General features: G+C 53.0%; 9 protein-coding genes. 6 read left to right on the top strand and 3 right to left on the bottom strand.

Translation table 11 applies throughout. The features are described 5' to 3' along the window. Window positions 1-408: 408 nt before the first annotated feature. Complete coding sequence (locus HNQ92_RS04135) at window positions 409-4,668, top strand: hybrid sensor histidine kinase/response regulator transcription factor (protein ID WP_184171324.1); 4,260 nt, start codon at window positions 409-411, stop codon at window positions 4,666-4,668. 157 nt (window positions 4,669-4,825) lie between these two features. Here the strand turns inward: HNQ92_RS04135 and metH are convergent, their stop codons facing one another. Beyond that, on the bottom strand, window positions 4,826-8,668 hold the full coding sequence (metH, locus tag HNQ92_RS04140; protein WP_184171327.1) for a methionine synthase: 3,843 nt from the start codon (window positions 8,666-8,668) through the stop codon (window positions 4,826-4,828). Between the two features lie 237 nt (window positions 8,669-8,905). Here metH and HNQ92_RS04145 point away from each other — a divergent pair, with 237 nt between their 5' ends. The 5 genes from HNQ92_RS04145 to HNQ92_RS04165 all read left to right on the top strand — a co-directional run bounded on the left by HNQ92_RS04145 (window position 8,906) and on the right by HNQ92_RS04165 (window position 14,898). Then, entirely contained in the window at window positions 8,906-9,367 is a 462-nt protein-coding gene (locus HNQ92_RS04145; RefSeq protein ID WP_184171330.1) for an Lrp/AsnC family transcriptional regulator, read from the top strand. Window positions 9,368-9,567: 200 nt separating this feature from the next. Continuing rightward, the gene (locus tag HNQ92_RS04150; protein ID WP_184171333.1) at window positions 9,568-10,182 is read left to right on the top strand and encodes an RNA polymerase sigma factor; all 615 of its coding nucleotides are present in this window, start codon (window positions 9,568-9,570) and stop codon (window positions 10,180-10,182) included. Further along, a complete protein-coding gene (locus tag HNQ92_RS04155; protein ID WP_184171336.1) occupies window positions 10,172-11,500 on the top strand; it encodes a hypothetical protein in 1,329 nt (442 codons plus the stop codon). Before HNQ92_RS04150 ends, HNQ92_RS04155 begins: the two co-directional genes overlap by 11 nt. An 87-nt stretch (window positions 11,501-11,587) precedes the next feature. Further along, the gene (locus tag HNQ92_RS04160; protein ID WP_184171339.1) at window positions 11,588-12,475 is read left to right on the top strand and encodes a Ppx/GppA phosphatase family protein; all 888 of its coding nucleotides are present in this window, start codon (window positions 11,588-11,590) and stop codon (window positions 12,473-12,475) included. A 395-nt stretch (window positions 12,476-12,870) separates the two neighbouring features. Beyond that, complete coding sequence (locus HNQ92_RS04165) at window positions 12,871-14,898, top strand: beta-galactosidase (RefSeq protein WP_184171342.1); 2,028 nt, start codon at window positions 12,871-12,873, stop codon at window positions 14,896-14,898. A 51-nt stretch (window positions 14,899-14,949) separates the two neighbouring features. On the opposite strand, the gene HNQ92_RS04170 is transcribed toward HNQ92_RS04165, so the two are convergent. Continuing rightward, window positions 14,950-15,312 (bottom strand): SxtJ family membrane protein, encoded by a 363-nt coding sequence (locus HNQ92_RS04170; RefSeq protein WP_184171344.1) that lies wholly within the window; start codon window positions 15,310-15,312, stop codon window positions 14,950-14,952. Window positions 15,313-15,395: 83 nt separating this feature from the next. Beyond that, complete coding sequence (locus HNQ92_RS04175; RefSeq protein WP_184171346.1) at window positions 15,396-15,545, bottom strand: DUF5989 family protein; 150 nt, start codon at window positions 15,543-15,545, stop codon at window positions 15,396-15,398. Between the last annotated feature and the right edge of the window lie 91 nt (window positions 15,546-15,636).

Genomic DNA, 15,636 nt, shown 5'->3' on the forward strand with positions numbered 1-15,636 from the left:
GTAATGATCCGGTACGAAACAGCCCCTGCCCGGCCTGATCCGGAACGTGACTAGCCGCCGGTACCTGGCTCCGCGGGCGTCGGTGATTTTGGGAGGGGTACTTTGAGGCGGAGCAAGATCAGTAGGAGCAAACGAAGAAACGTAGCCTGAAAGCGAAGACCTGAAAAATGAATGTGTTTTATGGTTACAACGTAAAATTACCTGCGCTCATTATCCATCAGAAAGCGCAATAGAACGAACGAGGGGCTTATTTCCCGAAAATTTGCAGACGCTGTAACCTCTTTTTTAGTTTTCAAAGCGTTATAAAGCGCTGTACGATTTAATAAGTACAAACGAGAGTAGCATCAAAACCCAGGGGCGAGCAGAGGGGCGGGCCTTGGTTAAAAAAGGGTACATTTGTCCTTAATCATGAAGTGGGTCATTCAGCATATTATTTTCCTTCTAGGTACCTGTTTGGTGTCCGTAACGGGTTTTGCCCAGGCCGAATTCAATCAGTTCCGGTTCGAGCACATCACCGTTAACCAAGGACTTCCCCATAGCGATGCCTTGTGTGTGGCTCAGGATCAAGCGGGATTCATCTGGGTAGGTACCAATAAAGGGGTAGTTCGGTACGATGGCTATTCCCTCAAAAAATACAATTTGCCGCTGAACGATCAGGAGGGGATTAACAGCAACCGGGTCCGGGCCCTGCACGTGGACCCGAATGGCCGGTTGTGGGTAGGGGTAGAACGGGCCGGGCTATATTATTACGACGCCACCAAGGATCAATTTGCGGGCATTCGGGAGCTGGCGGGCGCTACTCGCTTTCCCACTTTGGTAGATCATTTATCCCATACCAATGTGCACGCCCTCTGTACCGACAGCCAGCATAGGCTTTGGGTTAGCTCGCAACACGACGGCCTGTTTGCGCTACAAACTGATGCGCGCGGGGCGCTGCGCAGCATGGACCAAATACGGCTGGCAACGCCTCCCCATAACGAGCCTACCATCAACCGACTGACCCCCGACGGTCAGGATAGAATCTGGATAGGTACCTTAGGGTATGGTTTGTGGGTTTTTAACGCCCGGCACTGGAAAACAAACCCTACTGCGCGCCAGGCTACCAGGGTGGCGTCGTATACGGCCACCAATGTCCGAGCCTTGCACTTCGACAAACGGGGCGATCTGTGGGTTGGTTCGGACGGGCAGATTTCCTGGGTGGGAGCCCAAGAACTCAGGGCGGGCCCTGCCATCCGGCCTCAAGCCTTACCACGATCCTTTGCGGGCATTGAAAAGCTTTTTCTGGATTCCTTTGATCGGCTCTGGATCAGCACCAACTACGGGCTGCTGCTGATGGAGGCCGGAGTTTCTACGAGCACGGGAGCTCCCGTACGTGAGCAGCCGGTCCGTACCTTTCTGCCTCAGGATACCGATCCGGGCAGTATCAACTCGGTGCGGGTACACGATATTCTGGAAGATCGGTTTCATAACCTGTGGTTTGCTACCTCGGCGGGCGGGCTCAATCAACTAAAACTGCGAGCCAAGCCGTTTGGTCTACTGCGTCGGCACATGGTGGGCCAAACCACCGTTGCCGATAATTACATTAACGCTATTTATAAAGATGAGAAGGCCAACCGGCTCTGGTGGGGTACCCGTAATGGTTTTGCCAGCTATGATTTTAGCGGGGGTACCTACCAAAACTACCTCAGCCAGACTTTGTCCGGAACCGTCAATGGCGTGGATGTATCGGCCGTTTATCAGGCAAAAGAAGGTACCTTGTGGATCGGGACCCGTTACAGTGGGCTGTACACCCTATCTGGGCAAAGCCCCTCGGCTTTACAGAGGCTACCCAACCAACCAGGCGTACCCGGCTGGGAAGCCGCGAGCATCGAGAGCATTGTCGAAGATCGAAACGGGACCATTTGGGTCGCGACTTTCAACCTGGGCATTCATGCGTTCAACCGGCAGGGGAAGTACCTGTATACGTTCGACCGGCAAAACAATGCTTCACCTACCCAGCAGTTTACGATGCTGTACGCCGAGCCGGACCGAGACATTCTGTGGGCCAGCACGCGCGACGCCGGGGTACTTAAGCTACAGATTCAGGAGCAGGGGCTGCGGCTGCTCCGACAGTTCAAACACGAGCCTAATAATCCGGCCAGCCTACGCACCAACTATACCTGGCCGCTGCTGCAGGATAAGCAGGGTACTTTGTGGATCGGGACGATTGGGGGCGGGCTGCACCGGCTTGTTCCGCAGGCCAATGGCCAGGAGGTAGTTGAGCGCTACAGCCAATGGGTACCTGAAACAGACATAGAAAGTCTGCTTATGGATGAGTCCGGCCATCTCTGGATCGGCGGTTCGGGTCTGTATCAATTCAACCCAACCACCAAGCAGCTGCACCAGTACGACGTTTCGGATGGGCTACAAAGCAACGCCTTCAAGGTAGGGGCTGCCTACCGGGCCACCGACGGGACCATGTACTTCGGGGGCACCAATGGCATCACCTTTTTTCAACCGCGGGCTGTACTTAAAAATCCCTTTCCACCGCTGGTACAAATTACCGGGTTGCGCGTTCTGAATGAGCCCGTCGGCGTTGGGGATACCCTCAGCGGTCGGGTGCTGCTGCCTGAACCCCTATCGGCGTCCCAAACCATTAAGCTGAAAGCGTCGGAAAATGACTTCACCGTTGAATTTGTAGGGTTGAACTACGCCAACCCGCAAAAGCAGCAGTATGCCTATCGGCTGGAGGGATACAATGACCAATGGGTGCAAACTACCCCGGACCGCCGGATGGCTACTTTTGCCAACCTGCCCGCGGGCGACTACACCTTTCACGTCAAGGCCAGCAACGACGACGGCGTATGGTCTACTGAACCGGCTACCTTGCACTTCACCATTCTACCCCCCTGGTGGAAAACCTGGTGGGCCTACCTGCTGTACACCGCACTCATCGGAGGGGCCTTGTACCTGTATCATCGGTACGAAATGGGCCAGCAGGAGCTGAAAAACAAGCTGGCGCTGGAGCAATATAAGGTAGAGAAGGAGAAAGAAATGACCGATACCAAATTGCAGTTCTTTACCAATATATCGCACGAACTACGTACCCCGCTCACCTTGATTCTGGGCCCTATGGAAGAGCTGGCTATGGCGGAGGGAAATGCGTTGCAGAACATCAAAGGAAAAATGCTGCTGATGCATCAGCAAACGCGAAAGCTGTTGGATCTGGTGAATCAACTGCTCGAATTCCGAAAGGTAGAAACGGGTTTTGTAACCCTCCGGGCCAGCCAGGAAAACGTCATCACTTTTTTAACCGAAATCTACCTGATCTTCAAGCTGAAAGCCGAAGAGCTGGGCCTGGATTATGCCATGAAGGTACCTAACGAGGCGATTCCCCTGTACTTCGACCGCCATAAACTGGAAATCGTGCTGACGAATCTACTTTCCAATGCCTTCAAGTACACACCGGCGGGAGGTAAGATCCGGATACGGGTGGAGTCGGTGGGCTCTCCCCTGGAACCCGCCATGTTTGAGGGAGGTACTTTGCAGGGTAATTATCTGCAACTAGCCGTAAGCGACGGAGGGGTAGGCATGGAAGCGGAAGAGATGGATAAAATCTTTGACCCCTACTACCAGGCTTCTCATACGGGTACCCTGCGCATTATGGGTACTGGCGTCGGGCTGTCGTTGGTAAAGCAGTTTGTGGAGGCTCACTCGGGCCAGGTGTCGGTCCAGAGTGAACGGGGGGTAGGTACTACGTTTACGGTACGATTGCCCTTCGGGAAAGACCATCTGACGCCCGAACATATTCGGGAAGAACCGACTCCATCCGTGGTCACCACCGACCTGCCTGCCCATGCTGCCACAGCCGAGACGCCCAACTTGATGGACGCCATGGAAGAGAAGGTACGTTCGGCACGGATTCTGCTGGTGGAAGACAACGATGAGCTCCGGCAGTACATACAGCAGCTGATTTCTCCCACCTTTGAAGTCTTCCTGGCGGTGGATGGGCTCGACGGTTGGGAAAAAGCCCTTGACTTACTGCCTGACCTGATGATTAGTGACATCATGATGCCCCGCAGCAACGGGCTGGAGCTTTGTCGGAAAATTAAACAGCACCCCAAAACCGGGCACATTCCCGTCATACTGCTGACCGCCCGAACCGCGGCCACGCACGAACTCGAGGGTCTGGAAACCGGCGCTGATGAGTACATGGCGAAGCCTTTTAATCCCCGACTTTTATACACCAAAATCGCCGTGATGCTCCAAAACCGCTTCCGGCTAAAAGAGTACTATCAACGCCAGATTCTGCTTCAGCCTACGGAAATGGTTATCCCAGACGAAGAAAGGCAGTTGCTGGAAAAGGCCATGCACATTGTAGAGTCTAATTTGGGGAATTCCGATTTTGCCATCCCGACTCTGGTGCGGGAAATGGGCATGAGCCAGTCTGCGTTCTACCGGCAGATCAAAGCCATTACCGGGCAGTCGGTGGTTGAATTCATCCGCGACATCCGCCTGAAGCAAGCAGCACAGCTTCTGGCGACCACGCACTTACGAATAGCGGAGGTAGCCAGCATGGTAGGATTTAATGACCCCAAGTACTTTCGAAAGATCTTTCAGGAGCTATATATACTTTCTCCCTCTGAGTATGCCAAACAGCACCGGCAGACCGTAGCCCTTGAAAAATAAGAGAGCCATCCTTGAAAGAATTAGATCCGGAGTGTGGGGTACTTTGGCCGTGCCAAGCTCATTGACTCGACAGATTCAATTGTAAAAAAGGTACTTTGCAAAACCGGCCCGAAAGGGTTTGGTTTTACAAAGTACCTCTGAAATCTCTTTACAAAAATCAGTACCCCAGCAACGGGGCCAGCCAGCGCTCGGTATCTTCGAGGCTCATGCCTTTGCGGCGGGCGTAGTCTTCCACCTGGTCTTTCTGGATTTTGCCCACGGGAAAGTACCGGCTGTCGGGATGGGCAAAGTACCAGCCGCTGACGCTGCTGGCGGGGTACATGGCGTAGCTCTCGGTGAGCGTAATGCCCTGGCTTTCGGCCCCCAGCAGGTCAAACAAGGCGCGCTTCTCGGTATGGTCGGGGCAGGCCGGATAGCCCGGTGCGGGCCGGATGCCCCGGTACTTTTCTTTGATGAGCGCTTCGTTGTCCAGCGTTTCGTCGGCGGCGTAGCCCCAGAATTCCTTCCGTACGCGCTCGTGCAGCAGCTCGGCAAAGGCTTCGGCCAGGCGGTCGGCCAGGGACTTCACCATGATGCTGTTGTAGTCGTCGTGGTCGCGCTCGTACTTATCCAGCAGGGCTTCGATGCCAATCCCGGCCGTGACGGCAAAGCCACCGAGATAGTCGGTATGGCCGCTTTCCAGGGGTGCTATGAAGTCCGAGAGGCAGTAGTTGGGCAGGCCCGCGGCCTTCTGGCTTTGCTGGCGCAGGTGGCGCAGCACGGTAAGGGTATCGGTCACTAGTTCACCGCCGTTGAGCACCGAGGTACCTGAGGCCTGCGCCTCCGAGCGGCGGCTGATCTTGTACTCAATGTGCATGTGCGAACCGTGGCGCTCGCAGGGTACTTCGCGGCTTTCTTCCACAAAGTCGTGCAGCAAAATATCGTCCTCCATGCTGTTGGCGGGCCAGAAGCCCAGAATAGCCTTGGCTTGCAGCGATTTGTCGCGAATGATCTCGCCCAGCAGCACGGCCGCGTCTTCGTAGAGTTTCTGCGCTTCCTGCCCCACCACGGCGTCTTCGAAAATGGCGGGGTACTTACCGTGGAGCTGCCAGGTCTGAAAGAAAGGTGTCCAGTCGATGTACTTGGCGATTTCGGCCAGATCATAATTCTCAAGTACCCTGGTACCCAAGAACTGCGGCCTGGGCGGCAGGTAGTTGGTCCAGTCTATGTTCGCTTTGTTGGTCCGGGCGGCGGGTAGCGGCGTGTGGCCTTTGTCGGATTTCCGCTTGGCGTGCTCGTCGCGCAGGCGGGCGTACTCGGCCTTGATTTCACCAAGTACTTCGGTTTGGCTTTTATCACTCTGGGTGAGCCGACCCGCCACCGGTACCGAGCGCGAGGCGTCCAGCACGTGAATCACCGGCCCGGAGTAATGCGGGTCTATCTTGACGGCCGTGTGAATGCGCGAGGTGGTAGCGCCCCCAATCAGCAGAGGTACTTTGAAGCCCTGGCGCTCCATCTCTTTGGCAACGCCCACCATTTCGTCCAGTGAGGGCGTGATGAGGCCGGACAGACCAATGATGTCCACGTTATGTTCGCGGGCGGCCGCCAGGATTTTGTCCGTAGGTACCATCACACCCAGGTCGATGATCTCGTAGCTGTTGCAGCCCAGCACCACGCCCACGATGTTTTTACCGATGTCGTGCACGTCGCCTTTCACCGTAGCCAGCAGTATTTTTCCCACCGGTTTGGCGTCACCGCGCTTGTCGGCTTCGATGTATGGCTGGAGGTAAGCTACGGCTTTTTTCATCACCCGTGCCGACTTCACTACCTGCGGCAGAAACATTTTTCCTTCTCCAAACAAGTCACCTACCACGTTCATTCCGTCCATGAGCGGGCCTTCGATCACCTCCAGCGGCCGGTCGAACAGGTGGCGGCATTCTTCTACGTCCTCGTCGATGTAGTCCGAGAGACCCTTCACGAGCGAATGCGTGATCCGTTGCTGCACGGGGAGCTGGCGCCACGACAAATCCGGCCCGGACTGAACTTTGCCCTTGTCCTTGATGGTTTCGGCAAAGGTCACCAGTCGCTCCGTGGCGTCGGGACGGCGGTTGAGTAGTACGTCTTCAACGAGCTCCAGCTCCGCTTTCGGAATTTCGTCGTAGATGCCGATTTGCCCGGCGTTGACGATCCCCATATCCAGCCCGGCCTTGATGGCGTGGTAGAGGAAAGCCGTGTGAATGGCTTCGCGAATAGGCTCATTGCCCCGGAAGCTGAACGACACGTTGGACACCCCGCCCGACACCTTGGCGTAGGGTAGGTTTTCCTTGATCCAGCGCGTGGCGTTCAGGAAGTCCACGGCGTAGTTATTGTGCTCTTCGATGCCCGTCGCGACGGTCAGGATGTTGGGGTCAAAAATGATATCTTCGGGTGGGAAACCTACCTCTTCCACCAGGATCTTATAGGCCCGTCCGCAGATCTCGACGCGCCGTTCGTAGTTGTCGGCCTGGCCGTTTTCGTCAAAGGCCATCACCACCGTAGCCGCGCCGTACCGCTGCACGGTCCGGGCGTATTCCTTGAATTTCTCCTCGCCTTCTTTGAGCGAAATGGAGTTCACAATGGCCTTGCCCTGCACACACTTCAGCCCCGCCTCAATAACCTCCCACTTGGAGGAGTCGATCATGATGGGTACCCGCGAAATATCCGGCTCGGCGGCAATGAGGTTCAGGAAGGTTTTCATGGCTTCGGCCCCGTCGATCATGCCTTCGTCTAGGTTGACGTCCAGTACTTGCGCGCCGTTTTCGACCTGCTCGCGCGCTACGCTCAGGGCCTCGTCGTACTTGTTTTCACGGATCAACCGGGCAAATTTCTTGGAACCCGTCACGTTGCAGCGCTCCCCGATGTTGACGAAGTTGGTAAGCGGCGTGATCTTCACGGGCTCCAGGCCCGAGAGCTTCATGTTTTTCTCGAATTGCGGCAGCGGGCGTGGGGGGTACTTGGCGGCGAGCTCCGCAATGACCCGAATGTGGCCGGGCGTGGTACCGCAGCATCCTCCGATGATATTCACCAGGTTATCCTTTAAAAAGCCGTCGATGACCGCGCCCATTTGCTCGGGCGTTTCGTCGTACTCGCCCATTTCGTTGGGCAGGCCCGCGTTGGGGTGCGCCGACGTAAAAAAGGGCGACTCGTTGGCCAGCGTCTGCACATAGGGGCGCATGAGGTCGGCCCCCAGGGCGCAGTTGAGCCCCACCGACAGCAGCGGCAGGTGCGATACCGACGTCAGGAAGGCCTCCGTGGTTTGGCCCGAGAGGGTGCGGCCCGAAGCATCGGTAATGGTACCCGACACCATGATGGGCAGCGGGCGGCCGTCCACCCATTTCCACGAGGGTAGCGGCGTTACGTTGCCATTGCGGGCATCTTCAAAGAATTTATCAATGGCAAAGAGAGCGGCCTTCGCGTTGAGCGTATCAGTAATGGTCTCGATGAGTAGCAGGTCTACGCCACCGTCTACCAGGCCATGTACCTGCTCGTAGAAAGCTTCCACCAACTGGTCGAAGGTGATCGCGCGGTAGCCGGGATTGTTCAGGTCGGGCGAGATAGACGCCAGCCGGTTGGTCGGGCCCATCGAGCCGGAGACGAAGCGCGGCTTGTGGGGCTCGCGCGCTGTAAAGGCATCGGCTACTTCGCGGGCCAGCTTTGCTGATTCATAGTTCAGCTCATAAACCAATTTTTCCATGCCGTAGTCGGCCATGGCGATCCAGGTACCCGAAAAGGTATTCGTCTCGGCTATGTCGGCCCCGGCCTCAAAGTAGGCCGCGTGAATTTCCTTGATAATATCGGGTCGCGTGATCGAAAGCAGGTCGTTGTTGCCCTTTATATCCTGAGGCCAGTCTTTGAAGCGCTCGCCCCGGTAGTCTTCGTCTTCCAGCTTATAGCGCTGGATCATCGTACCCATAGCGCCATCAAGTACCAGAATGCGGTGTTTCAGGATCTCGCGGATGTCGGTGGGGGGAGTCGTTACCATAGGGATATGCTTTGCGCTTTTATAATTTCTGTATTTGAGGCCATGTTAGGTAGTTGGGTACTTTTTCTGGACTAGGTACTTTATGCCAAACTAAAACATTCCTGTGCAAATTTAATTCAAAAGACTATTTATTCTATTTGTGAAAAATATTTAGATAAAACATCTAAATTTAGGTACCTTAAAGTACCTTCCAGACTAATTTTTCTATGTTGAAAAGATATAAAAGATAGAATATCTATGCATACCCTAGACGACACCGACCGGGCCATTCTGCGCTACCTGCAGCAGGATGCCACGCTCAAAACCCGGGAGCTTTCCTCCATGCTAAACCTCTCCTACACACCCGTTTATGAGCGGGTGCGGAGGCTGGAAAAAGAAGGGATTATCAAAAAGTACGTGGCCCTGGTAGACCGCGACAAGATTGGCCGGAAGCTGATGGTGTTTTGTAACATTGCGCTCAAAGAACACTCCCGGGCTATGGGAGAGCGCTTTGTGGAGGCCATCCGGGCTATCCCGGAGGTACTTGAGTGCTTCAACATCTCGGGCGACTACGACTTCCTGCTCAAGATCGTGGTGAATGACATGCCCGAGTACCAGGAGTTTCTGATGCAGAAGCTCGGCTCACTGGAAAACATCGGCAGCGCGCATAGCCTCTTTGTGATGGGCGAAATAAAAACCTCCACGGAGCTCACGGTGTAGGTACCTGGCGGCGGGGGTACTTGCGTTGTTTCGAAAAAAGATGTTTCATAAAAAATGTTAATAATGAGGTAGTTACTGAGGTGACTGTTCCCATACTTCGCAATCTTTCGTTTTTTTTGCAAGTACGTGCCACAGTACCTGCCCCGGCGGCGTATGAGTACAATAGAAAGATCAGGTCTATGCATAACTAGTACTTTACATTGCTGTTCCAGAGACAATCCTCTTTTTCGGAAAAGGACTTTGAGAGTGTCGTCAAAGCCTGTTTGGCTGGTAACAGCCAGGCTCAGCGTACGCTTTTTAAGCAGTACTTTGGCTACGCCAAAAGTATTTGTCTGCGGTATTCGTCCTCGACCGAAGAAGCCGAGGAGGTACTGAACGAGGGGTTCCTGAAAGTTTTTCAAAACCTGGAGCGCTACGATATTAACCAGCCCTTCAAGGCCTGGCTGCGGACAATCCTGATCAATACCGCCATCAGCTACTACCGAAAAAGTAAAAAGTACCTGCATGATACGGTATCTCTTGAAGATGCGCCCTATCCACGCTTTGAAGAAAATATATTAGACAAAATAACCGCCGATGAGATTCTGGAGTTGGTGCAGCAGATTCGGCCCATCTACCGCACGGTGTTTTTGATGTACGTAGTGGATGGATACAATCACCGGGAAATTGCCGACATGCTCCATCTGAACGAGGCTACGGTGCGCTCGCATTTTGTGCGGGCCCGAGCCCGGTTACAGCACTTGGTTACCCAGCATTATCCCGAGCTTTTTTCGAAGAGTTGGGGTACACAGCCTTATGGACAAAATGAAAACTAACCACTTTGAAGATACTTTACGCCGCAAGCTAGAAAGCATTGAGCCGCGCTTTCAGGAGCAGGACTGGGAGCGTATGCAGCAGCACATGCAAGCGCACACGCCGCCTACCTTCTGGCAGTCTTACGGGAGCTGGGTGGGCTACGCGGCCTCGTTGCTGATCGTCGGCGCGCTGGCGGGGGTATTCCTCCATCAACGTAGCCAAAACGACGCTCTGCGGCAGGAGTTGGCCACGCTCAGGGAGCAGGTTAGCCAGCAGCAAAGTCTGGCCGCCACGCCTCCACCCAAGCCCGACACCGTTTATATCGTCGAAAAACAGCTGGTGTACCAGCCGTCGGTAGGTACTTCTTACCGCCAAAATCCGGCTCAGAAGTATCTTGCCGAAGGCGCGCTGCCCTCGGCGGAGGTACTTGTAGCCCAAAGTACCCCTGAGGCTGATGCTTTGACCACGGGCCCGCCGCCCGTTTCGGGAGCAGAAATAACCGACAGCGGGCAGGTATCTCCCGCGCAGCGGCAGGCCCTGATCGACCTGGAAGAGCTTGCGTACCAGCCGGAACTGCTAGCTTCCAGCACCGACCTGGACCGGGCCTTTCGGAAACGGCAACCCAGGGCGTCGGCCCATGTGAAGGTACCGAGCCAGTCCTTGCCTACGCAGCCAGAAAGTACCCAACAACTGGCCAGCAGCAAGAAGGGAAAAAGACTCCTTCCGTTCTTTAATCTGAAAGTACCCCTGCGGGTGGGCGGAGGCCAGCAGTGGGAAGACCGCTATCGGGCCACCAGCCTCTTTGCGGAGGTACTTGTGGGTAAGCACTTTGGCATAAATACCGGGGTGAGCTGGCAAAAACTAGAGCAAAAGAAATTCTTTACGGAGAAAGTCTTCCGAGACCAGATGTTTATGGATTTTCGAAAAGCCCACGCCGTAGCGCTGCCGTCTACCTTCGAGATCTTCAACATCAACACCCGCGCCACGCTCCTGCAGGTACCTCTGAACGTCACTTACCGCGGCGACATGGGCAACGATTTTTCCTTTTTTACCGGGCTCGGTACTGCCATCAACCTACAGGCCCGGCAAAACCTGACCTTCGATTACCGCCAGCCTACCCAGGAATACGCCGAGCAGCAACGACGCTTCAAGGAACCCATGCCCGCGCTCAATAACGTGCTGGTGTCGGCGGGGGTAGAAAAACGATGGGCTCCCATCGTAGTGCAGGTTGATTCCTACCTCAATACACAAATACGCACGTTCCCTTTTCTGAATGACCGCTCTTCACTGGGGCTGCGGGTAAAGCTCCTGTACGAATTTGGGGGGAATAAGATCTAACCCCGTGTCGTCCAAAAAAAGTATTGAAAGCCTGGGAAGAAAAGCCTATTTTTGGGCTTTTCTTCCCAGGCTTTTACTTGCAGTATTTTGAAATTCGCGGCCATTGATATAGGCTCCAACGGGGCCAGAATGCAAATATCGTCGGTACTTCACGACGAAGGTAAAGTTGGTTTTAAGAAGGTCGAGTACGTGCGTTTTCCGCTCCGGCTGGGCCACGATGTCTTCAACGAAGGGCGTATATCACCTTACAGCGAAGACCGCATGATGAAACTGATGCTGGCCTACCAGCTCCTCATGGAGCTACACGAAGTAACTGACTTCATGGCCTGCGCTACCTCCGCCATGCGGGAAGCCGACAACGGCCACGAAGTACGCGACCGCATCGAATCCCGGACGGGCATACGCATCCAGATTATCGACGGCCAGCGGGAAGCCGAGCTAGTCAACAATGTGGTGTTGCAGTCGCTGGGGACAGGGCAGTACCTGCACATAGACGTAGGTGGCGGCAGTACTGAGCTGAATTTGTACCAGGATCGCGTTAAAATAAACTCCAAATCTTTTAAACTAGGCTCAGTAAGGCTGTTGGAAGGGAAGGAGTCCAAAAATGCCTGGCAGAAGCTTCAGGAGTGGATTCGGGAGAACGTTGACCACCAACTACCCATCCAGGCCGTAGGAACCGGAGGAAACATCAACAAGCTGTTTGACTTATCGTCTAAGCTTACGAGCAGCTCCTCCCGGATTGAAGAAATAGCCCGTACCCACGCCTACGTAGGTACCTTCTCGCAGGAAGAGCGCATCAACAAGCTGCAACTCAACCCCGACCGCGCCGACGTCATTATTCCGGCGGGTGACATCTACCTGTCGGCCATGCGCTGGGCGGGAGCAGAGGTGATACATGTACCCGATGTGGGCCTTAAGGACGGTATCCTGCAGCTACTTTACGAGCGCGAATGCCGGAAGAAACGAAAACCTTGAGAGACCGGTAGTTCATACGGACTTCCACTGCTGCTATATCTATTAATCTTTTAGATTAAGTAGCTTGTAAGTGAGTTAATTAGCTACACTTGCTTACAGCGTATAAAGCCTCTGAAAAAATAATGCCATAAAGTGATGATATGTCACTTTATGGCATTATTTTTGCTTCAAATTTTTACTTGCTGCAGTTAAGAATTACTTCCGCTACACACACCCATACTGCTGCACACACTGACTCCACAAGCCCCTAACGGCCGGCTGATTAGAAATTTTTTTCTTGAATATTTCACAAGGACTAACTAGTTGTAGCCTGGTAATATCGCTGGCGATAGAACTAGTTCCTTGCGTCTATATTAAATAATAAATTTTCACCCTCAATTCTTCTCTCAACGCGTATGAAAAACGTTTTACGAATTCTGTTTTTTGTCACCATTCTACTAAGTACCTTTCATTCTGCCTGGGCGCAATCGTCCAACCCGGAACGCTACCTGGCCGCTATGCTGCTCAATCTGGATGATGGTCCGTCTGATTTGCAAAATGGATTGGATGTAATCAATACTTCCGTAGCGGCCGGCTGCAATTCGGTGTATTTAACCATTCGCTGGGATGTAGTGGTAGGAAAAGCCTCCGACCCTAACAATCCCTCGACGTACAAATGGGCCTTTTACGATGCCTTGATTGACCGTGCCATTCAACTCAACACAAAGGTGGCTATTCGTATCTGGCTGGGAGCCTATCCTTCTCAAATGAACGGTTTGTGGAATAGTGGCGCGGAGTCGATGAGGGATCGAAATGGGGGCGTAACAGGAACTGGGTATTTTTACCAGCAGATGTCCTTCAATGCATCGCAAACGACCATTAACCGGGCTAACGATTTTGTTCAGAAAGTAGCTCAGCGATACAATTACCTTCAGCAGCAAGGGAAATGCGTTTTTATCAGTCTTACTTCTACGGGACACCAAGAAGCTGGATATCCTATCAATAATGAACTATCCGACTACAGTAACTCAACAAAAAATGGATTTCGGAGCTGGCTTCAGCAACGTTATTTGAACAATATTTCGCAGTTCAATGCCTGCTGGCAAACCCAATACACTACTTTCAGTCAGATCGAGCCTCCCACCACCCACAGTGGAACCCAAGGCAACGATTGGTACTTATACAAGCACCAGCGGATGAAGGCCTACTATCAGCAGATGATCGCAGCAATTAAGAGTGTAAATAGCACGTATAAGGTTATATTAGATTATGGCAGCGTATTTGATCCCATGAGCCGTAATCAGCGTGTTACTCTTGCCTTTAAAGATTTAGGGGCTAACACCGACGGGATTAAAATCAACGACGATGTACATTACAATACGCGTTTTACCACTGATTTGATCAGGAGCAACTTTCCCAATAAGTTGATCATGAATGAAACACTATCCAGCTCCAATGCCGTGGTATTAGAGCATGGCAATCACTTATTTCAGCGTAGGGGCGATTTATATGCAGTCGTTATGAGCCGGGGTGTTGATGTTTTAAATCTTACTCAGTCGCTAACCAGTCTAGCCAATAATTGGATAATTGGAGGTGGAACTGCAGCCATGGTGCCTTTTGACGGCAGTACGTCCGTTACTTATAAAGTAACCGATCTGTTGCTTCCTAACGCTAGCTTTACATCCGGACATCCGACTACCGTATATAACCAATGGCTAGCACTTTCAAATTCAGGTAGTAAATCCATCAATGTATATGTCAACGAAGACATTCTTACTCAGCCTACTTGCGTGGTACCAACGGGCTTTAGCATCAGTGCCAATCCGGCGCTGATCAATACCACGCCGGGGGCGTCGGTCACGCTGGCGGTTACTTGCTCGGGTAATTGTACGGGCATTAATTACATCTGGATGGGGAATGGTATTTCCGGAATGGGCGCTACCCGCTTAATAACGGCACCGACGAACCCAGGTACCTACTCGTACGTAGTGACAGCCAGCAAAGCGGGCCAAAGCAGCCAAAACGCTGCCGTGATGGTGAAGGTAGCACCTGCAGGAGGTGGCGGAACAAACGCCCGGCTTTCCATGGAAGGCGATACTGCTCTGGGTACGGAATCTGAACTTATACAGAGCCTTGTGATGGGCGATTCTCCGGCCGCGCGAATCGGGACAGAGGGAAGTACCCTGGCGGAAGCGCGCGAGCTGGTCGTGTCGCCCAACCCCGGAGGGGGAGAATTTGAAGCCTCCTTTTATGTGGAGGCGGGCCAAAAGGCTGTGCTACACGTGAGCGATGTGCGCGGAAGGCAAGTATACAAGAAGGAGATTGAAGGAGCCGGGCGTCACCAGGAGAAACTACCCCTAATTAACCAAGCGGCGGGTATGTACTTGCTACAGCTATACCAGGAAGACCGGGTAGAAACGAGGAAGATTATACTGGTGAAGTAATACTTTACACTAGTCAGGCTGGCCAGAGAGGCCAGCCTGACTAGTATAAAGTTACCAGAGGTTTTCCAGATCTTTGGCAGAATAGAGGTGGTTGCGCTCCATGAAAACGGACTTTTCGCTCGCGCGCTTTAGGCCCATGGGGTTCTTCTTGCCTATCCTTGACAGTAAGGCAATGGGAAAAAGAATGACGAAAAAAATCACCGACAGCAGGATGCGCCCGTTGATGGCTCCCAGTACTTCGGCTATTTTATACCAACCCTTTACGATGAGGTCGCCCACGGCCGGGATGGCGATGCTAAGTACCCCTACGGCCCCGCCTACGTAAAGAAAGTACGGCGATTTGAAAATAAAGTAAAGAACCACCATGCCAGTTACGATCACTAGCTGGGCTTTGGCCTTATCTGCTTCGTTCATAAGTATAGTACTTCAGGAATAGGTGATTGTAGATAGGAAGTACCTGTTGAATAATTCTTGTTCAACAGGTACTTCCTATTTTTTTAGAACAAAGTGTAAATAAACGGAGCTACTGCCGAGCCACCACCAATGACAATAAGTACCCCAATGAGTAGCAGTACCAGAATCACGGGAGCAAGCCACCATTTCTTACGCTCCCTCATAAACGAGAATAAATCTTTCAAAAAATCCATACTGAATTCGTTTTTTTAAAATTATAAATGCTGGTTGACAATCACTCTTTTCTTTAAAGCTAAGTAGACTTTCGTCCCTTGTCTTCGTTCA

This window comes from Rhabdobacter roseus (genome assembly GCF_014202275.1).
Lineage (GTDB): Bacteria > Bacteroidota > Bacteroidia > Cytophagales > Spirosomataceae > Rhabdobacter > Rhabdobacter roseus.

Bases quoted from the DNA above. Each gene is read 5' to 3' on its own strand.
- HNQ92_RS04170 (WP_184171344.1), bottom strand. From the start codon at position 15,312: ATGAACGAAGCAGATAAGGCCAAAGCCCAGCTAGTGATCGTAACTGGC.
- HNQ92_RS04175 (WP_184171346.1), bottom strand. From the start codon at position 15,545: ATGGATTTTTTGAAAGATTTATTCTCGTTTATGAGGGAGCGTAAGAAA.
- HNQ92_RS04135 (WP_184171324.1), top strand. From the start codon at position 409: ATGAAGTGGGTCATTCAGCATATTATTTTCCTTCTAGGTACCTGTTTG.
- HNQ92_RS04165 (WP_184171342.1), top strand. From the start codon at position 12,871: ATGAAAAACGTTTTACGAATTCTGTTTTTTGTCACCATTCTACTAAGT.
- HNQ92_RS04155 (WP_184171336.1), top strand. From the start codon at position 10,172: ATGAAAACTAACCACTTTGAAGATACTTTACGCCGCAAGCTAGAAAGC.
- HNQ92_RS04145 (WP_184171330.1), top strand. From the start codon at position 8,906: ATGCATACCCTAGACGACACCGACCGGGCCATTCTGCGCTACCTGCAG.
- metH (WP_184171327.1), bottom strand. From the start codon at position 8,668: ATGGTAACGACTCCCCCCACCGACATCCGCGAGATCCTGAAACACCGC.